Origin of the sequence: Providencia sp. wls1943 (assembly GCF_009706275.1) — a bacterium.
In the GTDB taxonomy this organism is placed as follows: domain Bacteria; phylum Pseudomonadota; class Gammaproteobacteria; order Enterobacterales; family Enterobacteriaceae; genus Providencia; species Providencia zhijiangensis.
Genome location: NZ_WLTU01000007.1, coordinates 429978 through 452787 on the forward strand (window position 1 = coordinate 429978; position 22810 = coordinate 452787).

Annotated in this window: 20 protein-coding genes; 12 read left to right on the forward strand and 8 right to left on the reverse strand. The window is 44.4% G+C overall.

The annotated features are described in order from the left end of the window. Positions 1 to 3: 3 nt before the first annotated feature. The 6 genes from mnmA (at position 4) to GKR48_RS04150 (ending at position 6725) form a co-directional block, all read left to right on the forward strand. Positions 4 to 1125, forward strand: a complete 1122-nt coding sequence (gene mnmA, locus GKR48_RS04125; protein WP_154627129.1) for a tRNA 2-thiouridine(34) synthase MnmA — start codon at positions 4 to 6, stop codon at positions 1123 to 1125. 2 nt (positions 1126 to 1127) lie between these two features. After that, on the forward strand, positions 1128 to 1754 hold the full coding sequence (hflD, locus tag GKR48_RS04130) for a high frequency lysogenization protein HflD (RefSeq protein ID WP_132495244.1): 627 nt from the start codon (positions 1128 to 1130) through the stop codon (positions 1752 to 1754). A gap of 17 nt (positions 1755 to 1771) precedes the next feature. Beyond that, a complete protein-coding gene (gene purB / locus GKR48_RS04135; RefSeq protein WP_154627130.1) occupies positions 1772 to 3142 on the forward strand; it encodes an adenylosuccinate lyase in 1371 nt (456 codons plus the stop codon). A 189-nt stretch (positions 3143 to 3331) separates the two neighbouring features. Then, positions 3332 to 4006, forward strand: coding sequence for a two-component system response regulator PhoP (gene phoP, locus GKR48_RS04140; protein ID WP_154627131.1), 675 nt, complete (start codon positions 3332 to 3334; stop codon positions 4004 to 4006). A gap of 1 nt (position 4007) precedes the next feature. Next, a complete protein-coding gene (gene phoQ / locus GKR48_RS04145) occupies positions 4008 to 5465 on the forward strand; it encodes a two-component system sensor histidine kinase PhoQ (protein ID WP_154627132.1) in 1458 nt (485 codons plus the stop codon). A 135-nt stretch (positions 5466 to 5600) separates the two neighbouring features. After that, positions 5601 to 6725, forward strand: a complete 1125-nt coding sequence (locus GKR48_RS04150) for a ribosomal protein uL16 3-hydroxylase (protein ID WP_154603600.1) — start codon at positions 5601 to 5603, stop codon at positions 6723 to 6725. Between the two features lie 103 nt (positions 6726 to 6828). Here GKR48_RS04150 and pepT read toward each other — a convergent pair whose 3' ends face one another. Beyond that, positions 6829 to 8073 (reverse strand): peptidase T, encoded by a 1245-nt coding sequence (gene pepT, locus GKR48_RS04155; protein WP_154627133.1) that lies wholly within the window; start codon positions 8071 to 8073, stop codon positions 6829 to 6831. Between the two features lie 231 nt (positions 8074 to 8304). Between pepT and GKR48_RS04160 the strand changes: the two genes are divergently transcribed. Continuing rightward, a complete protein-coding gene (locus tag GKR48_RS04160; RefSeq protein ID WP_154627134.1) occupies positions 8305 to 9015 on the forward strand; it encodes an SDR family oxidoreductase in 711 nt (236 codons plus the stop codon). Between the two features lie 63 nt (positions 9016 to 9078). Here GKR48_RS04160 and cobB read toward each other — a convergent pair whose 3' ends face one another. After that, positions 9079 to 9903, reverse strand: coding sequence for a Sir2 family NAD+-dependent deacetylase (cobB, locus tag GKR48_RS04165; protein ID WP_154627203.1), 825 nt, complete (start codon positions 9901 to 9903; stop codon positions 9079 to 9081). 289 nt (positions 9904 to 10192) lie between these two features. Between cobB and GKR48_RS04170 the strand changes: the two genes are divergently transcribed. Then, entirely contained in the window at positions 10193 to 10690 is a 498-nt protein-coding gene (locus GKR48_RS04170; protein WP_154603597.1) for a TIGR00645 family protein, read from the forward strand. Between the two features lie 73 nt (positions 10691 to 10763). Here the strand turns inward: GKR48_RS04170 and GKR48_RS04175 are convergent, their stop codons facing one another. Then, positions 10764 to 11741, reverse strand: coding sequence for an alpha/beta fold hydrolase (locus GKR48_RS04175; protein ID WP_154627135.1), 978 nt, complete (start codon positions 11739 to 11741; stop codon positions 10764 to 10766). A gap of 187 nt (positions 11742 to 11928) precedes the next feature. Between GKR48_RS04175 and GKR48_RS04180 the strand changes: the two genes are divergently transcribed. The 3 genes from GKR48_RS04180 (at position 11929) to GKR48_RS04190 (ending at position 14466) form a co-directional block, all read left to right on the forward strand. After that, the gene (locus tag GKR48_RS04180) at positions 11929 to 12537 is read left to right on the forward strand and encodes a TetR/AcrR family transcriptional regulator (protein ID WP_154627136.1); all 609 of its coding nucleotides are present in this window, start codon (positions 11929 to 11931) and stop codon (positions 12535 to 12537) included. Between the two features lie 31 nt (positions 12538 to 12568). Beyond that, positions 12569 to 13750: an SGNH/GDSL hydrolase family protein gene (locus GKR48_RS04185; protein WP_154627137.1), complete on the forward strand. Its 1182-nt coding sequence runs from the start codon at positions 12569 to 12571 to the stop codon at positions 13748 to 13750. Between the two features lie 164 nt (positions 13751 to 13914). Beyond that, on the forward strand, positions 13915 to 14466 hold the full coding sequence (locus GKR48_RS04190; protein ID WP_154627138.1) for a class IV adenylate cyclase: 552 nt from the start codon (positions 13915 to 13917) through the stop codon (positions 14464 to 14466). A 54-nt stretch (positions 14467 to 14520) separates the two neighbouring features. Here the strand turns inward: GKR48_RS04190 and lolE are convergent, their stop codons facing one another. Genes lolE through lolC form a run of 3 tightly spaced genes read right to left on the reverse strand, consistent with a single transcriptional unit; the run spans position 14521 to position 17664 of the window. Then, positions 14521 to 15768: a lipoprotein-releasing ABC transporter permease subunit LolE gene (gene lolE / locus GKR48_RS04195; RefSeq protein ID WP_154627139.1), complete on the reverse strand. Its 1248-nt coding sequence runs from the start codon at positions 15766 to 15768 to the stop codon at positions 14521 to 14523. Further along, on the reverse strand, positions 15768 to 16469 hold the full coding sequence (gene lolD, locus GKR48_RS04200; RefSeq protein WP_154627140.1) for a lipoprotein-releasing ABC transporter ATP-binding protein LolD: 702 nt from the start codon (positions 16467 to 16469) through the stop codon (positions 15768 to 15770). The genes lolE and lolD overlap by 1 nt, the downstream gene beginning before the upstream one ends. Continuing rightward, entirely contained in the window at positions 16462 to 17664 is a 1203-nt protein-coding gene (gene lolC / locus GKR48_RS04205; RefSeq protein WP_154627141.1) for a lipoprotein-releasing ABC transporter permease subunit LolC, read from the reverse strand. Before lolC ends, lolD begins: the two co-directional genes overlap by 8 nt. Positions 17665 to 17890: 226 nt before the next feature. On the opposite strand from lolC, the gene mfd reads away from it, so the two are divergent. Further along, positions 17891 to 21337, forward strand: a complete 3447-nt coding sequence (mfd, locus tag GKR48_RS04210) for a transcription-repair coupling factor (RefSeq protein WP_154627142.1) — start codon at positions 17891 to 17893, stop codon at positions 21335 to 21337. Between the two features lie 81 nt (positions 21338 to 21418). Here mfd and GKR48_RS04215 read toward each other — a convergent pair whose 3' ends face one another. Continuing rightward, the gene (locus tag GKR48_RS04215; protein ID WP_154627143.1) at positions 21419 to 21781 is read right to left on the reverse strand and encodes a tetratricopeptide repeat protein; all 363 of its coding nucleotides are present in this window, start codon (positions 21779 to 21781) and stop codon (positions 21419 to 21421) included. A gap of 11 nt (positions 21782 to 21792) precedes the next feature. After that, positions 21793 to 22395 (reverse strand): UmoD family flagellar biogenesis regulator, encoded by a 603-nt coding sequence (gene umoD / locus GKR48_RS04220; protein ID WP_154627144.1) that lies wholly within the window; start codon positions 22393 to 22395, stop codon positions 21793 to 21795. Between the last annotated feature and the right edge of the window lie 415 nt (positions 22396 to 22810).

Consider the following 22810-nt stretch of genomic DNA (forward strand, 5'->3'; position numbering starts at 1 on the left):
CCCATGTCAAATAACAGTACCAAATCAGATAACAGCCAAATTAAGGTCATCGTCGGTATGTCCGGTGGTGTTGATTCATCCGTTTCCGCTTACCTGCTCAAACAGCAAGGGTATCAGGTGGTCGGTCTGTTTATGAAGAACTGGGAAGAAGACGATAACGAAGAATATTGCACCGCAGCGACTGACCTTGCAGATGCGCAAGCGGTATGTGACAAACTCGGTATCGAGCTACGCACTATCAACTTTGCCGCTGAATATTGGGACAATGTATTCGAACACTTTTTAGAAGAATACAAAGCGGGTCGCACCCCAAACCCGGATATTCTGTGTAACAAAGAGATCAAATTTAAAGCCTTCTTAGAGTTTGCTGCCGAAGATCTGGGCGCAGACTATATCGCAACGGGTCACTATGTTCGTCGCCGTGATGTTGACGGCAAAAGCCAGCTATTACGCGGCTTAGATAACAACAAAGACCAAAGCTACTTCCTGTATACCCTCAGCCATGAACAAGTAGCAAAAAGCTTATTCCCTGTGGGCGAATTAGAAAAACCAGAAGTACGCCGCATCGCCGAAGAAATCGGCTTAGTGACCGCGAAGAAAAAAGATTCTACCGGAATCTGCTTTATTGGTGAGCGTAAATTCCGTGACTTCCTTGGTCGCTACCTCCCTGCTCAACCGGGTCCTATCGTCACCGTTGACGGTGAAACCATTGGCCAGCACGAAGGCTTGATGTACCACACATTAGGTCAACGCAAAGGGTTAGGCATTGGCGGCACAAAAGACGGTTCTGAAGAACCATGGTATGTAGTGGATAAAGACGTTGAAAACAATCAATTGATTGTGGCGCAAGGTCATGAACATCCACGTTTAATGTCTACTGGCTTAATTGCTCAGCAATTAGATTGGGTCGATAGACAAACTCTAACGGAGCCATTGCGCTGCGTGGTGAAAACCCGTTACCGTCAAGCGGATATCCCTTGTACAATCACCCCATTGAGCGCCGAGAAAATCCAAGTCATTTTCGATTATCCGGTTGCGGCTGTTACTCCGGGACAATCTGCGGTATTTTATATCGACGAAGTCTGCCTCGGTGGCGGCGTTATTGAAGCCCGTATTCAGGAGTAAATGTGGCTAAAAACTATTACGATATCACGCTAGCTTTAGCGGGTATCTGCCAAGCAAGTCTGATGGTACAAAAGCTCGCTCATGAAGGTACCTTTAATGAGCAAGATGGTAAAACCATGGTCAATAGCCTGACCAACATGAATCCATCCACCACGCTGGATGTGTTCGGTAATGACGAAGCGAATTTAAAAACCGGTTTAACTGCCCTGCTGGGCATGTTGACCGGGGGTAATAGCGGGATCTCTGCGGAGATGACCCGCTATATGCTTAGCATCATGGCGTTAGAGCGCCGCTTAAGCAAAGATGACAATGCCATGAACCAACTCGGTCAACGAATTGAGCAATTTGAGCGTCAAGCCAGCTATTTCGAACCGATGTCTGAAGGTGTTTTTAACGCACTCGCCGGAATTTATGTGGATGTCGTCAGTCCAGCAGGCCCCCGTATTCAAGTGACTGGCTCCCCTGATATTCTGAAAAATACCGTTGTTCAAGCCAAAGTTAGAGCCACATTGCTCGCAGGTATTCGCTGCGCAGTTCTCTGGCAGCAAGTTGGCGGAAGTCGCCTCCAACTGATGTTTTCTCGAAGCCGTCTGTCTAATCAGGCGAAACAAATTTTGTCTCACCTATAAATCTGGAGTTGCTACCAATGGAATTATCCTCACTGACCGCTGTATCCCCGATTGACGGCCGTTACGGTGATAAAGTCAGCGCTTTACGCACTATTTTTAGCGAGTTTGGCTTACTGAAATTTCGTGTGCAAGTTGAAGTTCGCTGGCTGCAAAAACTGGCTGCAACCGCTCAAATCAAAGAAGTTCCTTCATTTGATGCCGACGCAATCGCTTACTTAGATGAAATCGTCGCGAACTTCTGCGAAAAAGATGCAATGCGTATCAAGGAAATTGAGCGCACAACTAACCATGATGTTAAAGCAGTAGAATATTTCCTGAAAGAAAAAGTGGCGCATATCCCTGCTCTACATGCGGTCTCTGAGTTTATTCACTTTGCTTGCACCTCTGAAGACATCAATAACCTGTCCCATGCATTGATGCTGAAAACTGCTCGTGAAGAAGTTTTACTGCCACAATGGCGTCAAATCATTGATAAAGTTAAAGCGATGGCGCACGAATACCGTACTTTACCTTTACTGTCACGTACTCATGGGCAGCCAGCAACACCATCCACTATTGGTAAAGAATTTGCTAACGTTGCGTACCGTTTAGAGCGCCAATTCCGCCAGTTAGAACAAGTGGAAATCTTAGGTAAAATCAACGGTGCCGTTGGTAACTATAACGCCCACATTGCCGCTTACCCTGAAGTTAACTGGCACGAATTCAGTGAAACATTCGTGACCTCATTGGGCATTCAATGGAACCCGTTCACCACGCAAATCGAACCGCACGATTATATCGCAGAACTGTTTGATTGTGTTGCACGTTTTAACACGATCGTGCTGGACTTTGACCGTGATATCTGGGGCTATGTTGCTTTAAATCACTTTAAGCAAAAAACCATTGCCGGTGAAATTGGTTCATCCACCATGCCGCACAAAGTTAACCCTATCGACTTCGAAAACTCAGAAGGTAACTTAGGTTTAGCAAACGCAGTATTAGGTCATTTAGCAAGCAAATTGCCCGTTTCACGCTGGCAGCGTGACCTGACTGACTCAACTGTTCTGCGCAACTTAGGTGTCGGTTTAGGCTATGCCCTGATTGCTTACCAGTCCACAATGAAAGGCTTGAACAAGTTAGAAGTTAACGAACAGCACTTACTGGATGAATTAGATCAAAACTGGGAAGTCCTGGCTGAGCCAATCCAGACCGTAATGCGTCGTTATGGTATCGAAAAACCGTATGAAAAACTGAAAGAATTGACGCGTGGTAAACGCGTTACCGCAGAAGGCATGAAACAGTTTATCGATGGTTTAGAGCTTCCAGAAAGCGAAAAAGAGCGTCTGAAAGCAATGACGCCAGCTAACTATATTGGCTATGCAGTTAATTTTATTGATGAAATCAAGTAATCAATAGTCATTAAAATAGGCGGCATTCGTGTCGCCTGCTTTTTTCCTTTCCAAAAAATATCAGATTCGACTATTTTTCCGATCTGTTTGACTTATATTTAGTTAAGATCTTGTTCCCTATCCCATCTCTTTCTACCATACTCACTATAATATTATCATTTACATGCTTTCTTTATGTGAGGTTCTCAGATGCGCATTCTTATCGTCGAAGATAACGCCCTACTTCGTCACCATTTAACGGTTCAACTCAAAGAATTAGGTCATCAAGTGGATTCTGCTGAAGATGCAAAAGAAGCGGACTATTTTCTGAATGAAAGCCATCCCGATATTGCAGTCGTGGATTTAGGTCTTCCTGATGAAGACGGGCTTTCCATGATCAAACGCTGGCGCAGCAACCATATCAGCATTCCGCTTCTCGTCTTAACCGCACGAGAAAGTTGGCAAGAAAAGGTTCAAGCGCTCAATAGTGGCGCAGATGACTATGTCACCAAACCCTTTCAATTAGAAGAGTTGGTCGCGCGGATGCAAGCGTTGATGCGCCGTAACAGCGGGTTAGCTTCCCAAGTGCTTGAACTTGAAAACTTTGTTATTGACCTTTCCCGCAAAGAATTTACGGTTAACGGCGAGTCGGTCAAACTCACCGCATTTGAATACACAATTATTGAAACCTTGCTGCGTAATAATGGAAAAGTGGTCAGTAAAGACTCCCTCATGCGCCAACTCTATCCAGACGCAGAATTACGCGAAAGCCACACCATCGATGTGCTTATGGGGCGTTTACGTAAAAAAATCCAACAGTTCCATTCCCAAGAGGTGATTGTGACTGTTCGCGGTCAAGGCTACCGTTTCGATGTGAATAGCTAATATGAAACTGAGTAAATTTAGGTTCAAGCCCCTCTCTTTACAGGCGCGTTTTATTTGTGCAACGTCAGCCGTCATCCTTGCGCTAACCCTCGCCTATGGAATTGTGGCTGTTGTGGGTTATTTAGTCAGTTTTGACAGAACCACCTACACCTTACTACGTAGCCAAAGTAACCTAATTTACAGCCTTGCTCAGTGGCAAGATAATAAAATAGATATTCGCGTTCCCCCTAACTTTACGTTGAACAACCCCTCGTTGATCATTATTTATGATAAGAATGGGCAAACCGTCTGGCGCCAACGTGAAGTTCCCAGCGTCGAACGTCTTATTCAACTCGACTGGTTAAAAAAGAATGGGTTATACGAAATTGATACTGATTTCGATGAAACGCGTCAATTGATGAACAATAACCCAGACTACAGCCATCGACTCAATGATATTGATAATATCGATGAGCCATTAACTCACTCCGTTTCAGTTAACCAGTATTTAGAAACTGAAACTATGCCAGCACTGACGATTGTCGTCGTCGATACGTTACCTCAAGACTTACAAAGCACTGGCGTTGTCTGGGACTGGTTTGGTTACGTGTTACTCGCCAACTTTATACTGGTGATCCCGCTGTTATGGCTCGCAGCCTATTGGAGTGTGCGCCCCATTAAGTCACTGATTTCGCAAATTAGTAGTCTTGAAAAAGGGGAACGAGAAACGCTGGATGAAAACCCGCCAGCAGAGCTGAGAGGCCTCGTGCGGAATTTGAATATTTTGCTGAGCAACGAACGTAAACGCTATAGCAAATATCGCACTACATTGTCCGATTTAACCCACAGCCTAAAAACGCCTTTGGCGGTGTTACAGTCCACATTGCGGCTCCTACGTTCCGGTAAGCAAATGACCATCGAACAAGCAGAGCCTATCATGTTGGAACAGATAGGACGTATTTCTCAGCAAGTTGGCTACTATTTGCATCGCGCCTCGAACCAAGGGGATGAAAACCTGATGCTACGGGAAATTGCATCGGTGCCGTCTATCTTAGATAGCCTCTCTAGCGCACTGCATAAAGTGTATCTCAACAAAGGTGTCTCCATCACCGTCGATATCTCCCCTGAAATTACATGGCTAGGTCAGCCTAATGATTTTATGGAAGTGATGGGCAATGTTATGGAAAACGCTTGTAAATATTGCCTTGAATTTGTGGAAGTCACCGCGCTTGTTGATCATGATAGCCTAACCATTTTTGTGGATGACGATGGTCCTGGCGTTCCCGAAAGTAAACGCAGCATGATATTTATGCGTGGGCAACGCGCTGATACCCTGCGACCGGGGCAAGGTTTAGGGCTATCAATTGCAGTGGATATCATCGACCAATATGACGGCGAAATCACTATTTCGGATAGTCCACTTGGTGGTGCTCGCGTTGCCGTCACCTTTAGGCAGCAAGCGGTGATTGAAGATAGCTAGGTTATTGATGAAGATAATTCGGTCATCCGTATATGAAGATGGCTAATCTGTGAACTGACGCCCTCTAAGCCCTGTTTTACAATCCATTTCCGGTATACTATTTAGGAAGTTTTGTCATAACTAGGGAACAATAAGATGGATTATAAACTGAATCTTGACTGGCAGAGTTTTCTGGACAGTCATTGGCAGAAACGACCTCTGCTTATCAAACAGGGTTTTACGCGTTTTATTGATCCTATCTCGCCTGATGAACTCGCGGGATTAGCGATGGAAGATGAGGTTGATAGCCGTTTAGTCAGTCATCAAAACGGCCTCTGGCAAGTCGCCCACGGCCCATTCGAGAGCTACGATCATTTAGGTGAAGAAAACTGGTCAATCTTGGTTCAAGCGGTTGACCACTGGCACCACCCAAGTGCCCAACTGATGAAACCTTTCCGTGTCCTTTCTGATTGGCGTATGGATGATTTAATGATCTCCTACTCCGTTCCGGGTGGCGGTGTAGGCCCTCATCTCGACCAATATGATGTATTCATTATTCAAGGCGAAGGTCGTCGCCACTGGCGTGTTGGGGAAAAAATCCCAATGAAACAACACAGCCCACATCCTGACTTACTGCAAGTACAGCCTTTTGACGCCATTATCGATGAAGAGATGGAACCCGGCGATATCCTGTATATCCCGCCTGGATTCCCACACGAAGGTTATGCGATTGAGCCATCACTGAATTATTCTGTCGGTTTCCGTGCACCCAATGCCCGTGAATTAATGAGCAGCTTTGCTGATCATTTAATCTCCAATGAGTTAGGTAGCTACCGTTACAGCGACCCTGATCTTTCTTTCCGTGATAATCCGGCTGAAATTTTGCAAGGCGAACAAATTAAGTTGCGCGAAATGATGGAATCACTGATTCATGATCCAGAGCTATTCCGTAAATGGTTAGGTGAATTCATTTCTCAATCACGTCACGAGCTGGATTTGGCACCGCCAGAGCCGCCTTATGAACAAGATGAGATTTATAATTTATTGAAAGACCAGCAAGAAACCCTATATAAACTCAATGGGTTGCGCGCTCTTCGTGTTGGTGACCAATTCTTTGTTAATGGTGAGTCTTTAGAGACTAAATGCTATGAAGCCGCAGATAGCCTGTGCCGTTTCGATTCCGTCAACCATGCCAATCTTGGTGACGCATTAGACGATGTCAATTTTATCGCCTTAATGACAGCATTGATTAATAGTGGATATTGGTATTTTGACGACTAATTATTCCTATAATTAACAACCCAAAACAGCAAATGCCCCGAATGTCATCACCTCACATCGGGGCATTTTTATTGCTAATTTTTATATTAAGAACGTATTAAAACTATTTATCAGTATTACGTTTTGCATGTATAGCCGTTAATTCCGCAATTCGCATAATCACACTCACCGCCTGCTCCATCCCTTCTTGAGTAATAAATTCATGTTTACTATGGAAGTTATAGCCACCAGTGAAAATATTCGGGCATGGTAAGCCTCGGTATGATAACTGCGCACCATCCGTTCCTCCACGGATGGGCTTGATAACAGGTTCAATATCGCAGTCCAGCATCGCTTGTTTAGCTAATTCAACAACATGCGGATATTTCATCACTTCTTTATGCATATTGTAGTAGCTATCATCCAATGTCAGTTCGATATAGCAGCTTGGGTGCAGCCCTTCACCTACTTTTTCCGCGATACGAATGATATTTTTCTTTCTCGCTTCAAAATTGGCTAAGTCAAAATCACGGATAATGTAGTTAATTTCCGCTTTTTCCACGTTCCCCTTAATGGACGTTAGGTGATAAAAACCTTCATAACCTTCCGTATTTTCAGGGGTTTCATCCGGCGGTAACATGGCGTGAATTCGCGTTGCTAAACCTAGCGCATTGACCATCACGCCTTTGGCACTACCGGGATGGGTATTGTTCCCCACAATTTTGATCGAGACGTTGGCCGCGTTAAAGTTTTCGAATTCAAGCTCCCCCACGCCACCGCCATCAACGGTATACGCCCAGCGAGCATCAAATTCTTTAAAATCAATATGTTGTGCACCACGACCGATTTCTTCATCTGGCGTAAAGGCAATACAGATTTTTCCGTGTGGAACATTTTGCCCTTCTAAACGCACAATCGCGGTAATAATTTCTGCGATACCCGCTTTATCATCCGCCCCTAATAAGGTTTTGCCATCGGTCATAATCAGCGTTTTGCCAATCATTTCGTGCAATACAGGGAACATAACGGGGGATAAAACTTCATCACCAATGCCCAGAGCAATATCGCCACCACGATAATTCTCAAGTACTTGCGGGCACACATTTTTGCCCGAATAATCTGGGGCGGTATCCAAATGCGAAATGAAACCTATCGCAGGCACATCCCAATCAACATTGGATGGCATGATAGCCGTTAAACAGCCGTGTTCCGACAGCGTCACTTTTTCAAAGCCAAGGATATTCAGTTCCTTAGCTAACGCGCGGGCAAATTTTAGCTGGCCAGTGCTACTAGGTACTGTTTTTGCATTCAGTTTTGATTGTGTATCAAACGCAGTATATTCAAAAAACCGCTCCAAGAGTTTGTCCATACTTCCTCCCCCTTAATATCAATGGACATATTATGGGAAAGATCACAGAAACAATTATTGTTTCAAATCAGATTTGCAGCTAAAGAGTGAGCAAGATAACTAATTAATTTAATTTATTGTTCATTTTGAGCTGCACTTTTTGGATAACGCAATGCGTTAATTACCATGTTATATAATGACTATTTTATATAACTAAATACGCTATAGCATGATTTCTAAGGTGGGAATACGATGGCAAAAACATTTTTAATTTACGGTGTCAGTAAAGGGTTAGGTAAAGCATTAGTTGAAGGAGTGCCTAACCAAACTGATACTGTGTACGGTGTTTCTCGCACTGAACCACCTTTTGGTGATGCGCAATTTCACTGGATACCCGCTGATCTTAGTGACACCCAATCGGCTTCAATCATCAAAAAGCATCTAGGTGAAAAACCCATTGATACCCTCATTTATAATGTCGGCATTTGGGAAAAACTCGCCTTTACTGAAGAGTATGATTTCGAGTCCACCAGCGATATTGAATTACTCACCATGATCCAGACCAATATCAGTGCCTGCTTGTTAAATTTGAAAGCACTACTCAATAACTTGCGTTTAGGCACCAATAGTAAAATTATTTTAATTGGCTCTACGTGGGGACTGGATAATCACAACGGTAAAGAAGTCACCTTTAGCGCGACCAAATATGCCCTGCGCGGGATTGTTCAATCACTAAGAGAAACCTTGCGCCAAGATAATATCGGTATTTCAATTTTAAACTTAGGTTATCTTGCCACGGAATATCCGTTATCCATGCCTGTTGATGAGGTAATTGCAAAAAGTGAAGGGGCGTCAATTCCGCTGCAAGATGTGGTGAATGCAGTGCGCTTTATTCTGAGTACCAGCAGCGCCACCTGCGTGAAAGAAATTACCATGCCTGCCATGTTGGATGAAAACGTGTGATATCAGCCTAATTTGCTCAGTGCATAAAATAAGGGAGCTAAAGCTCCCTTTCATATTTATTCTTCATTCTTCGTTAGTTAACTTTGCCAGTAAGTCATCCACATATTCACTAACCACTTTACTCGCTAACCCATAATGGCGCTCTTCAAATTCGCTTTCCACTTGGCTTGGTTCTAAATTCAATTGTACAGTATGAGCACCTTGTAAACGTGCCTCATGTACAAACCCTGCCGCAGGATAAACATGCCCCGATGTCCCGATGGAAATAAACAGCGTGGCTTCCCCTAGTGCTTGGTAAATTCTGTCCATTTCAAACGGCATCTCACCAAACCATACAATATGCGGGCGTAATGGCTGCGGGAACTGGCAGCAGTGGCAACGCTCTTCTACGGATAAATCCCCTTTCCATTCGAGGACTTGGTTTGACCAATTACAACGCACTTTGAGTAATTCACCGTGCATATGCACCACGCGCTTGCTACCCGCACGCTCATGTAAATTATCAATATTTTGCGTCACTAGCAGGAATCTATCCCCGAGCGCTTGTTCTAATTTTGCTAATGCGTAGTGCGCTGCATTAGGTTGAATATTCTCTTGTTGCAGCTGTCGACGACGCTCATTGTAAAAGCGCTGAACTAATTGCGGATCACGGGCAAAGCCTTCAGGCGTTGCCACATCCTCCACACGATGCTCTTCCCATAACCCCTCTGCCGAACGGAAGGTTTGGATCCCTGACTCTGCAGAAATACCCGCACCGGTTAATACAACCACGTTAATGTTTTGCATACTGAGCAGTCTATTATCAATGTAGTAAGAACGATTACGAAGTCGCTGACGGCGTTTACATTTATTTTTACTTATTTTTTTCAATCTACGGCGAAATCGCAACATCGGAAATTTCCTTTCATCCTTGCAGTGAATTTGTCGGTATAAAAAGTGAAAGTATAAACATGGTAAATTATGTTATTTATACATAATTTGGATAGTAACATACTAAAACCCTTCACCTACTGCAAAGTAAAACAAATATCTCAATAACCTCGATTTAATAACTTTTTTATCATCAAAAAGACATTTTTTTCACTTTCAGATGACAAAAAACTTTATCCCCATCACACCTAACAGCTAAAATAGCCGCCATCTCACTATTTTGATTTCTCTTATTTGAAGGATTTGCATGGAAAAGTTTTTTGAAAGAATGATGTATGCTTCACGTTGGATCCTGGCGCCCATTTATTTGGGGCTATCACTGACATTGCTGGCGTTAACCATCAAATTTTTCCAAGAAGTATTTCATATTCTGCCCGATATTTTTAACATTCCAGAATCTGATTTGATCCTCACGTTGCTATCGCTCATTGATATGGCGTTGGTGGGTGGATTACTGGTGATGGTCATGTTCTCAGGTTATGAAAACTTCGTCTCCCAATTAAATTTGTCTGATCATCATGAAAAGCTGAATTGGATTGGAACCATGGATGCAACGTCACTGAAAAATAAAGTGGCAGCCTCCATTGTCGCCATTTCATCCATCCACTTATTGAAGATTTTCATGAACCTCAAAAACGTCGAAAACGATAAGTTGATGTGGTATGTGATCCTTCATTTAACCTTCGTGCTATCAGCGTTTGTGATGGGTTATTTGGATAAAATGACCAAGAAAGCCAAGTATTAATCATTCTCAATACACGCGGTTCGTCATCAATCTGAAGGGAAGCTCACTGTAGCTTCCCTTTTTGTTTCAGATATTATTTTTTCAAAAACGGTAAAATGTGGCTCATTAACTGCTCAGGACACTCTTCCGTCACAAAGTGACCACACTCCCCAAGCATCGCCCCTTGTAATTGGGTTGCCCGCCCCTGTAATGTCAATTGCGGTGCATCTCGGGTTGCCTGATCTGCCCCTATCGCCAACACCGGCATAGTGAGCTTTTTTTGTGCTCGCAGTTTATTTTGCTCGATCGTCTGTGGAATAGCGCGGTAATAGGCAAAACCAGCCCGCAGCCCACCCGGTGAAGCATACGCATCAATATACGTCTGCGCGGCAACGCGATCGCGACGATAAGCCCAATGATCAAAAATAAAGTTAAGATACTCACGCTCTTTACCTGCCGTCAGCATTTCTGGTAAATCTCGCACTTGGTTAAACATAAAATGCCAGAGGAAAATATTCTCCTCAGGATCCACAAAAATCGTTGGTGCTGGCGCTAATCCTGGAATAACCGCTTCTGTTAAGGCTATCTTTTTCACGTCGGCGGGATAATCACTGGCCAGCGCATACCCCACCCACATGCCAATATCATGCCCTATTACCGAATAGTGAGTATGACCAAGTTGTTTCATCATTTCGTGCAATGTGGTTGCGGCAGCGCCCGTATCATAGCCATTGTCTGGCTTATCAGAATACCCTGTTCCCAGTGGATCGACAGCAATAGCGGTATAACCATTAGCAGCGAGCTCCGTCATCACATAGCGCCATGTATACCACGTTTGTGGCCAGCCGGGGATCAATAAGACTGGTTCCCCTTCCCCTGCGGTAACATAGTGAAGGCGCTGCCCGTTCACTTTCACATAGTGATGTTGAAAGCTGGCTTCATTCGCCTCAATGGTTGGAAGCGCAGCACTTTTGGCTGTTTGAGTTAGATTTTCTGCTGCTAACGTAGCTGTTGCTTGCAAAGAGAGCGTCATCAAGGAGACGAGCAACACCTTTTTAAATGCCGAATTCATATTTGTTCCATACACTTTTATGTGAGTAAAAAGCCACTCATTCACGAGTCGCATTAATTGTTTGTCGATCAACAATAAATAGGTTAAAGGTTTTTTTAATTCTTTGTCAATCGATAAACAATAATTATTTGTCATTCGACAAAGAAGTGATAGTATGAATGCATTACCACTTAGAGGAGCAATAGTTATGGCGGGAAGACCGAGAGAGTTCGACCGAGACGCGGCATTGAATAAAGCTAAATTAGTCTTTTGGCAAAGAGGTTATGAAGGTACGTCGATGTCAGATTTAGTCTCTGCTCTGGGCATCGCTTCTGCTCGCATTTATGCGGCATTTGGCTCGAAAGAAAACCTATTTCGCGAAGCTATCGCCCTGTATCTAAGCCAAGAAGGCGCTTTTGCTGATACTGCGTTACAAGAGCCTAATACGCGTCTAGCAATAACACAGTTATTAACCCAAGCTGTCGAAACTTACACCCAACAAACGCATCCACAGGGGTGTATGGTTGTTTTGTCACTGACCAACTATGCCAGTGAAAATGAAAACATTATGTCTTGGCTGGCGAATTACCGGAAAGCCCGTACCACCGCCATCATACAACGTTTAAATGAGGGAGTAACTCAAGGGGATTTACCCAAGGAAACGAACACCCAAGCACTTGGCGATTATATATCGACACTATTTCACGGCATTTCGATTCAAGCTCGCGACGGGGTGAGTAAAGCGCATTTACTCGCAATGGTTGACGTTGCGATGACTGGGTTTGATTCCTTTATCTCAGCATCAACTGCCCATTGATTATCCGCTTCAATTTTAGGAAAAAATCGCAATGTCCTCATTCGGTTCATCTCCCAGTCGTGCATGGGTTTGCACATGGCTTTCAACATCTCAACCCACTACCGGTGAGGCGTTTCCGTTTCCATTGGAGATCCCAACCTTATTGAATAACCAAACCCTACAGCAAACGCTGCGCATCACATTAGGCGGACAACAATTACGCCTTGTGTTTTCGAATCGTTATGGCTCTCAACCCTTAGTGCTGGGTGAAAATGCCATTGTTGTAAACTCACCATCTGGAAAATCATGGAGTGCGCCTGTTCTGTTTAATGGGCAATCTGGTGTTTCTATCCCCGTAGGACAAGTGGTGTACAGTGATGAAATCATCCATCCTATTGACGATTTGTCTGAAGTCACCCTACGAACCTATCTACCGGGCCCTACGCTTGTAGAGACCTTTCATTGGGATGCACGACATTATTCTCAATTAACATCGGGTAACGGCGTTCATTCCAAGACGACGAAAGAAAGCCTGCCAATGAGTTCGCGTTTATTATTAGAGGCTGTTGAAATCCAGAATCAGGCGCCAAGCCAAGCGATTGTTGTCATTGGCGATTCCATGGTGGATGGCAATGGTGTCGAAATGGGAACTTATCACCGTTGGGTGGATTTTCTTGCTGAGCGTGCCGTTTCTCAACACACTGCGGTGATCAATGCGGGGCAATCGGGCTCCCGTTTACTCAAAGATGGAATTGGCATCAGTACATTATCTCGCTTTACTCGGGATGTTATTGAGCAAGCTGGCGTAACCACTTGCGTTGTACAAGTGGGTCTCAATGATATTGGGCTTGCACAAACCGCCCTAGCGCCTGCGGATATGATGCCTTCCGCTAGCCAGTTAATTGAAGGTTATCGCCAATTACTTGATATAGCACATCAGCATAATATTTGCGTTGTCGGCGTCACTCTTGTTCCGCTACGTTGTACCGACGAATATGGATTAGATAACTTCTATACCCCCGAAAAAGACGCTATTCGCCAAGAAGTGAATGAATGGATACGCACCCGTGGTGAATTTGACGCATTAATTGACATTGAACAACTTGTGCGCGACTCACAAAATCCTCAGCAATTAGCATTAATCTATGATTCTGGGGATCATCTCCACCTTAACCACGCAGGACATCAGTGGGTTGCGAATTCAATTTCCCTTGATACTGTGATTGGAGTTTAAAACAGTTATTAGCATTGAAAACCCTAGGCACGGTAATCGCTTTTTGTGCCTAGTGACTCCGCTATTTTTTGATACAGCTTAACATTATCTTCAGCCACGCCATCATTCCCTATGCTACTATCCACTCACCTAATTCATCATCTAAAACAACCTTGGATAACAGAATGAGTGACCATTTTGTTGGGAAATTTGAAGCCGAAATTAAGTTCAAACTACCCAATTCTGACACTTTTCTTAAGCAGCTTATCAATGATAATGCTGAAGCATTTACTGTAAATAATCATGAAGTTGATGATTTTTTTGACTATCAAGATGGGCAATTAGCCGCGCAAAATATCAGTATGTCCGTGCGAGAAATGACACCCTCTGGCATTAAGTTGTGGATAGTCAAAGGCCCTAGTAGCTCCGAGTGTAAAGCGATTGATATTGCAGACTGCCAACATGTCAAAAACATGCTGAGCACCTTGGGATATCAATGTTACCTAACGATTGCGAAACAGCGCAGCATCTATTTTCTGGATGATATTCATATCACCATTGATTATTTAGAAGGTATTGGTTGGTTTGCTGAATTTGCGATTATGACAGACGATGAGAGTGAGTTAGACAGCTTGTATACAAAATTACTGTCTACTGCGCAGCACTATGGTTTTACGGAAGCATTAATTGAAACCCGCAGCTACAAGCAGATGTACCTAGAGAGTTTGATGAAATAGCCTTAGATAACATGATGAAATAAGGCGCGACTGTTTCCACTCGCGCCTTGTTAATTACTGACCGCTTAGAATACGGGCTGGGTCTAACTTACTTGCGCGTCTTGCTGGATACCAGCTGGCTAATAAGCTCAGAACAACCGTGGTGAACAGCACGTAAATCACATCCATCACATGCAGTTCGGAAGGCAAGAAGTCAATAAAGTAGACATCCCCTGATAAGATAGGATGACCGATAATCACTTCAAGTCCCTTAATCATCGTGGTTAAATTCAGGGAGATTAATACCCCCAGCACCACGCCGATAAGTGAACCAACCAGCCCCCCTATTAACCCATACCACAAGAAGATAGCGCGAATTTGCCTATCTTTTGCTCCTAATGTCCGCAGAACCGCAATATCGCTACTTTTATCTTTGACGGCCATCACGAGCGTGGAGACGATATTAAAACAAGCGACCCCGATGACTAAAATCATCGCCAAGTACATGACACTGCGAACCACTTGAATGTCGTTGTACATATAGCCGTAATCACCTATCCAGCTTTTCACCACCACATGATGCATGGTTTTCAGCCCAGCGTCATACACCACTTTATCCGCTTCAAAAGGATCTTTAGCTTTAATCTCAAAACCGCTAATACCGTTTCCATAACCGAGATATTCTTGCGCATCCGCCAGCGGAACTAAGGCGAGCTGATGGTCGAGTAACCCACTTAAGCGGAAAATCCCCGTTACTTGGACACGAATACGCTTAGGCTGCTGAATTTTCATGCTGTCATCGGTATTCGGGATCATAATAGTCACCCAATCCCCGACTTTCACACCCAGCGAATTCGCCACCCCTTGCCCTAAAATGATTGACTGCTTGCCAGCCTCAAAATGTTGCCACGCATCATTTAGGATAAACTCAGGCAATGCACTGACTTGGGATTCGGTCTCGTGAGACACGCCCATAATCTGGATGGCTTTCAGGTTCGCGCCACGCTCAAGTAGCCCCGTAAAATTCACATAGGGACTGACTCCTTGCACACCTGGCGTTTTGCGGATCACATTTTGGGCGAACTCCCAATCTTGATAAGGGGCTTCAACGGCATAAATTTGCCCGTGAGGCACCACCGAGAGCACGCGGTTATTCAGTTCTCGCTCAAAGCCATTCATGGCACTTAAGCCGATAATTAATACCGCAACACCTAAAACAATCCCGAGGGTCGAGACAATCGACACCAAAGACACCATCCCTGTCCTGCGACGTCCTCGGCTAAATCGCAATGCCGCTAATAGCGTCAGAGGCATTTTAATCATTACATTGCCCCCAACGTAATTTCCTGTTGCAGATGACCATCACGCATTTCTAAACGGCGGGATAGACGACTCGCCAGTTTCATATCGTGGGTGACCACTAAAAATGCGGTTTTTTGCTTACGGTTTAATTCACCCAGTAATTCAAAAATAGCATCCGCATTACGCAAATCGAGGTTACCTGTAGGTTCATCCGCCAGTACTAACGCAGGGTCATTTACCAATGCACGAGCAATAGCAACACGTTGACGCTCACCACCGGATAATTCAGATGGGCGATGGTTGGCTCGGTGCTCTAACCCTACCGCTTTTAACATTTCGGTGGCTTTCGCCAATGCCGTTGCTTTCGCCACACCGCCAATTAACAGTGGCATCGCCACATTTTCTAATGCCGTAAAATCAGGCAATAAATGGTGGAATTGATAAATAAAGCCAAGGTCTTTATTACGAATAGCCGCACGCGCATCAGAAGAAAGCTGGTTAATCTGCTGCCCACGAAAAATAACATTACCTTGAGATGGCGTATCTAACCCGCCAAGTAGGTGCAATAAGGTACTTTTACCGGAACCTGAGCTACCCACGATAGCCATGGTTTCGCCTTCATTCATCGTGAAGCTGACATTCTTTAACACTTCTGTGGAAAGTGCGCCTTCTTGATAAATCTTACTTAAATGTTCACAGACCAGAAGTGGTTGGTTATTCATATCGTAAAGCCTCAGCAGGTTGTACCGCTGCCGCACGCCAAGAAGGATAAAGCGTCGCCAGCAAAGAAATCAGCATCGCGCACAGCGCAATAATTAAAATACCCGGATAGTCGAGTACAATTGGGAGTGCCACTCCCCGCGGTAATAAGCCAATTAACGGCATAATCACATTCAATTGGCTCGATAGCAGCGTACCCAACACGGTACCAATCAATGTCCCGATAATACCTGCGCCCGCACCTTGAATCATAAAGATAGTTAGAATTTTGCTACGCTTGAGTCCCAAGGTTTTCAAAATCGCCACTTCACCTTGTTTTTCCATGACTAATAAGGATAACGACGTAATGATGTTAAATGCCGCCACTGCAATGATCAGGCTCAGCAGCAGGCCCATCATGTTTTTTTCCATTCTTACTGCTTGGAAAAATTCGCCTTTACGCTCACGCCAATCTGTCCAAACTAACCCTTCCGGCAGTATCTGTTTGCTTGCCACATCCACTTGCAGAGGTTCGTCCAGATATAAACGCCAGCCCGTAATATTTCCGGTTGGATAACGTAGCATTCGCGCTGCATCAGGCTGAGCAACAATCAGTTCGCTCGTATCCGCTTCGCCATTGGTTTGAAAAATACCCGCAACCGTAAATAAACGCTGGCTGGGTATACGCCCCATTGGGGTTAATTGGCTCACCCCGGGGATAATCAAGCGCACTTGGTCACCGCGTTTTACGCCGAGGGTTTCCGCTAATCGATTACCGAGAAAAACGTTGTATTCTCCATCGATTAAATCACGGCGATCCCCGCTTATCAGCTTATCGAGTAACAAGGAAGATTCATCGGAACGAATTCCCCCCATCATGCCCACCCCCACGTTAGTTCGGCTTTGTAAAACCACTTCCGACTGAACAATCGGCTCGATTTTCTTAACGCCTTTGAGGTTTTTCAAGTCCGTGATGGGATGTTGATTGGGATCGATATTTCCGGTATTTGAGGTCAATATGGCCTGTGGCATATAAGCAAGTATGCTATCTTGTAACGAACGTTCAAAACCGTTCATCACAGACGTCACGGTAATCAATGCCGCAACACCCAGGGTTATGCCTATCGCCGACAAGCTGGACACAAAACGTCCAAATTTATCGACCGCGCGCCCACGCATATAGCGCAGACCTATAAAGAGTGAGACAGATTGATGCATGAAAACGTAATGTCCCTGTTGCCAAAGCGAAGTGTTCAGGGATAATAAAGGGTACGATTGATGAATGGAACCACCCAACCGCGCTTTTGTGGTTTTTTTATTATAAATACTATTTGTTTAGATCACTTTCAGACTACTCAATGAGTTCTGTGGGTCGTTTAATTAATTTTTAATTGCCTAACTAATCATTAATTAACTAGTTAGCTATGAGAAACTGAATATTTCTATGTCGTCAAATTATCGTTATGAACTGCCCAGTCGTGCTGGAGATGTCCGCCATTTAGGCTGCTTAATTGGTGCTGCAGGCCCCTTAGAATGCGCAGAAATGATTGAACGCCATCAAGGTCCTGTCGTGATTGTCACACGTGATATGCAAAACGCATTACGCGTTCGTGATGAGCTGCAACAGTTTACCCAACATCCTATAGAGACACTGTCGGATTGGGAAACGTTACCCTACGATAATTTTTCGCCGCATCAAGAAATCATTTCTCACCGTTTATCCACTCTATACCGATTGCCAACCCTGCCAAAAGGGGCGTTGATCCTCCCCGTTAATACCTTAATGCAGAAAGTGTGCCCTGCTGATTTTCTAACGGGGCATGCCTTGGTGATGGCTAAAGGCGATAAACTCTCGCGCGATAGTCTACGAGACGAGCTGGATAAAGCCGGATACCGCCATGTTGAGCAAGTACTTGAACACGGTGAATATGCCATTCGCGGGGCATTACTTGACTTATTCCCAATGGGTAGCGACCTGCCATTTCGTATCGACTTTTTTGATGATGAAATTGACAGCTTACGCACCTTTGACGTTGATACCCAACGCACCTTAGAAGAAGTTAGTGCAATCAACTTATTGCCTGCTCACGAATTTCCGACCGATAAAGACGCTATCGAGCGTTTTCGAAGCCAGTGGCGCGAACGCTTTGAAGTTCGCCGTGATCCCGAACATATCTATCAGCAAGTGAGTAAAAATACCCTACCAAGTGGGATTGAGTATTGGCAGCCACTGTTTTTCGCTGAGCCATTGCCTTCTTTATTTGAATATTTACCCGCTAACACCCTATTTGTTTCGCAAAATCTACAAGAACCTGCAGAACGATTCCAACAAGACGCTCAACAGCGTTATGAAAGCCGTGGCGTTGACCCAATGCGCCCATTACTTCCCCCTGCCGAGTTATGGTTAACCGTCGAACAACTGAATCAGAACTTAAAAAATTGGCCTCGGGTACAGCTGTCTACGGAAAAATTACCGAAGAAAGCCGCCAATACCAATTTAGACTATCAGCCACTTCCGGATATTAGCACTCAAGGGCAAAGTAAAAACCCACTGGAAAAACTGCGTCAGTTCACCGAACAGTTTGATGGCACGATTGTGTTCTCCGTGGAGAGTGAAGGACGCCGTGAAACGGTGAGTGAATTACTCGCACGTCTAAAAATTCGGCCTGAAATTATCAGCAACTATTTTGGTCAAACCCAAGACCGCTTTGCCATTACGATTGGGGCAGCTGAACATGGTTTTATTCAACCAGAAAGCCACCGCGCCTTAATTTGTGAGAGTGATTTACTGGGTGAGCGAGTCGTACGCCGCCGCAGTGACCAACGCCGCACCATCAATACCGACACGCTCATTCGTAACCTTGCAGAGTTACGCCCGGGTCAACCCGTGGTTCATATTGAACATGGTGTCGGCCGCTATCAAGGCTTAATCACCTTAGAAGCAGGGGGTATTCCCGCGGAGTATTTGATCCTCACCTACGCAGGCGAAGATAAACTGTATGTCCCTGTCTCTTCATTACATTTAATTAGCCGTTATGCGGGTGGTGCCGATGAAAATGCGCCGCTGCATAAATTGGGTAGTGACAGTTGGGGACGCGCCCGCCAAAAAGCGGCAGAAAAAGTGCGGGATGTGGCCGCTGAACTTCTGGATATTTATGCTCAGCGAGCCGCGAAAGCAGGCTTCGCTTTCAAACATGATAAAGAGCAGTATCGGGAGTTTTGCCAAGGTTTCCCATTCGAAACCACCACTGATCAAGAAATGGCGATTAACGCAGTATTGAGTGATATGTGCCAGCCGCTGGCGATGGATCGTTTAGTCTGTGGCGATGTAGGCTTTGGTAAAACTGAAGTCGCCATGCGTGCCGCATTTTTAGCGATCAGCAATAATAAGCAAGTGGCTGTACTGGTTCCTACCACGCTATTAGCTCAGCAACATTATGATAATTTCCGCGACCGCTTTGCCAATTGGCCAGTTCGTATCGAAATGCTATCTCGCTTTAAAACGGCCAAAGAACAGCAACAAATTATTAGCGATACCGCAGAAGGTAAAGTGGATATTTTGATTGGTACCCATAAATTGCTACAAAGCGATATTCAGTGGAAAGATCTGGGTTTACTGGTGGTGGATGAAGAGCACCGTTTCGGGGTTCGTCATAAAGAGCGCATTAAAGCGATGCGCGCTGATGTGGATATTCTAACCTTAACGGCGACACCAATTCCACGCACCCTGAATATGGCGATGAGTGGCATGCGGGATTTATCGATTATCGCGACCCCACCCGCTCGCCGCTTAGCCGTAAAAACCTTTGTTCGCCAATATGATGATTTAGTCGTGCGCGAAGCGATTCTGCGGGAAACGTTACGCGGCGGTCAGGTTTATTATCTTTATAATGATGTGGAAAATATCGAAAAAGCCAAAGCACGTCTTGAAGCCTTAGTGCCTGAAGCACGATTTGTTGTCGGTCATGGGCAGATGCGTGAGCGCGAACTTGAGCGAGTCATGACAGATTTCCACCATCAACGATTTAATGTCCTGATCTGCACTACGATTATTGAAACGGGTATCGACATCCCAACGGCGAACACCATCATTATTGAACGTGCTGACCACTTCGGTTTAGCACAGTTGCATCAGCTACGCGGTCGTGTGGGTCGTTCCCATCACCAAGCTTATGCTTACCTTCTGACGCCGCATCCAAAAGCCATGACCACCGATGCACAGAAACGCCTCGAAGCCATTTCTTCCCTTGAAGATTTAGGGGCTGGCTTTGCACTCGCGACCCATGACCTTGAAATTCGTGGTGCTGGCGAGCTATTAGGTGAAGACCAAAGTGGGCAGATGACCACCATCGGTTTCACTTTATATATGGAGCTACTCGAAAGTGCGGTCGATGCACTGAAAGAAGGACGCGAGCCATCCCTTGAGGATCTCACCAGCCAGCAAACTGAAGTGGAACTGCGTATGCCAGTACTACTGCCTGATGAGTATATCCACGATGTGAATATCCGCCTGTCTTTCTATAAACGTATTGCCAGTGCTAAAGATCAGACCGAACTGGATGAGCTGCGTATCGAGCTCATTGACCGCTTTGGTACTTTACCTGATGCAGGTAAATTCTTGCTATCTACCGCAGGCATTCGTTTACAAGCACAAAAACTGGGCATGAAGCGTATTGAAGCTCATGAAAAAGGCGGGTTTATTGAGTTCAATGAACGCAACAAAGTCGACCCGATGTTCTTAATCAGCTTACTACAAAATCAGCCAAAAACGTTCCGCATGGAAGGCCCCGTCCGTTTGAAATTCTTCCACGATTTAGCCGACAGAGCGACGCGTTTAGACTTTATCAAGCAGCTAGTCGCTGATTTTGATGAGCATCAGCTAGCGTCATAAGCCAGCAATTGAACACAAAAAAGCCATCGATTCATGATGTTTCGATGGCTTTCTTTTATATCGTGTTACCCAATAAAATCACTATTTTTTATTATCGAACGAACGACCTATCGCTTCTAAGTGCCCCAGTGCATCGCTATTGCCCTGCTCCGCAGATTTTTGAAACCATGCTAAGGAGTGGTGAGCGTCATCAGATAAATGCTCACTGGTTTCATACATCATTCCCATCATATATTGCGCTTGAGCATGCCCTTGGTTAGCGGCTTTCAGATACCACTCAATGGCTTTTTCCTCATTTTCTTCAACCTCTTCCCCCACATCATACAGAGTACCAATTGCGTACTGCGCATCGAGGTCGCCACTTTTGGCTTTTAACATGAGTTCATTAAATGAGGGGATATTGCGCGAGGTGAAACCTAAAAATTCCAGTAATTTTTTAAGCATAGTTTCCCTTTCTACTCAAACATTCCAAAGGTATTTTTGCCCGTTTTGACTTCCAGTACGGTAGACGGCTGGTAAGCTTTTGGTAGGTCATCTGGCTTCATACAGTAGAATGGCAAAATGCTTTTTGCCCCTTCTCGCAGAGTTTCGCATGCCGCTTTACTGGACATGGTTAAATCTAACTGCCCATTTTCATTGAGAGGAATAAACACGGTTGGCTCATATGGCATTCTCACTTTACCAATCGTATCGCCAATACGGTAAATCACATCATACCCCACAATAATCTGCTCTAGGCTCTTGGTGATCACGCATGTTCTTGGTTCATTACTCGAAAATGGCGGTAGCGACCTTCCTTGTAAGGATTGGATCATCAAAATGGTTCTGCATTCGCGTTGTGCGGGGTGCCAACGAGATAATGACTCTTGCGTGAATATGCCTAAAATACCCGTTACCGAACAGTTTTCATGTTCCACCATACGCGTTGCTCTAATGGGTTCGGTAGATAAAACAGTGGCAATTTTCACTTCGTCACTGCGCACAAAAGAGAAATAAACAACAGCAATTAGGCAAACAACAACGAATGCGGCTAACAACAACTTAATTTTTAGCTTCATCGCTTGCCCTTTTTTTAAATAGTGAGTGTGTTAGCTATTGTAGCTTATCTAGTATCAACTACATTAATTACATACAATAAATATGGTTTTTTAGATTAGTCTGAGTATGAGACATACATCTTATTTACTTACGCGTAATAAGTTTATCGCGAATAGTCGTAAATAATTAACTAAATTAATTTCAATATATTGCAGTATATTAAAATTCTTTCTATTTCCTTGTTTTTTAACAAAAAACCAAACCCTACCAATAAATGGGTATCATGAGTGATTTAAATTAAAAATATGCCGCCTTTTTGTATTAAATCACACTTAACCCAAACTCATTAGGGTAATTAGCTGATTTTATGGCGTCTATTTAATGAATAAATATTTAAAATATATGTACCGCTTTAACTGGGTACCATTATTTTAA

Coding starts and splice junctions, on each gene's coding strand:
- mnmA (WP_154627129.1), top strand. CDS start 4: ATGTCAAATAACAGTACCAAATCAGATAACAGCCAAATTAAGGTCATC.
- purB (WP_154627130.1), top strand. CDS start 1,772: ATGGAATTATCCTCACTGACCGCTGTATCCCCGATTGACGGCCGTTAC.
- phoP (WP_154627131.1), top strand. CDS start 3,332: ATGCGCATTCTTATCGTCGAAGATAACGCCCTACTTCGTCACCATTTA.
- phoQ (WP_154627132.1), top strand. CDS start 4,008: ATGAAACTGAGTAAATTTAGGTTCAAGCCCCTCTCTTTACAGGCGCGT.
- GKR48_RS04150 (WP_154603600.1), top strand. CDS start 5,601: ATGGATTATAAACTGAATCTTGACTGGCAGAGTTTTCTGGACAGTCAT.
- pepT (WP_154627133.1), bottom strand. CDS start 8,073: ATGGACAAACTCTTGGAGCGGTTTTTTGAATATACTGCGTTTGATACA.
- GKR48_RS04160 (WP_154627134.1), top strand. CDS start 8,305: ATGGCAAAAACATTTTTAATTTACGGTGTCAGTAAAGGGTTAGGTAAA.
- GKR48_RS04170 (WP_154603597.1), top strand. CDS start 10,193: ATGGAAAAGTTTTTTGAAAGAATGATGTATGCTTCACGTTGGATCCTG.
- GKR48_RS04175 (WP_154627135.1), bottom strand. CDS start 11,741: ATGAATTCGGCATTTAAAAAGGTGTTGCTCGTCTCCTTGATGACGCTC.
- GKR48_RS04180 (WP_154627136.1), top strand. CDS start 11,929: ATGGCGGGAAGACCGAGAGAGTTCGACCGAGACGCGGCATTGAATAAA.
- GKR48_RS04185 (WP_154627137.1), top strand. CDS start 12,569: ATGTCCTCATTCGGTTCATCTCCCAGTCGTGCATGGGTTTGCACATGG.
- GKR48_RS04190 (WP_154627138.1), top strand. CDS start 13,915: ATGAGTGACCATTTTGTTGGGAAATTTGAAGCCGAAATTAAGTTCAAA.
- lolE (WP_154627139.1), bottom strand. CDS start 15,768: ATGATTAAAATGCCTCTGACGCTATTAGCGGCATTGCGATTTAGCCGA.
- lolD (WP_154627140.1), bottom strand. CDS start 16,469: ATGAATAACCAACCACTTCTGGTCTGTGAACATTTAAGTAAGATTTAT.
- lolC (WP_154627141.1), bottom strand. CDS start 17,664: ATGCATCAATCTGTCTCACTCTTTATAGGTCTGCGCTATATGCGTGGG.
- mfd (WP_154627142.1), top strand. CDS start 17,891: ATGTCGTCAAATTATCGTTATGAACTGCCCAGTCGTGCTGGAGATGTC.
- GKR48_RS04215 (WP_154627143.1), bottom strand. CDS start 21,781: ATGCTTAAAAAATTACTGGAATTTTTAGGTTTCACCTCGCGCAATATC.
- umoD (WP_154627144.1), bottom strand. CDS start 22,395: ATGAAGCTAAAAATTAAGTTGTTGTTAGCCGCATTCGTTGTTGTTTGC.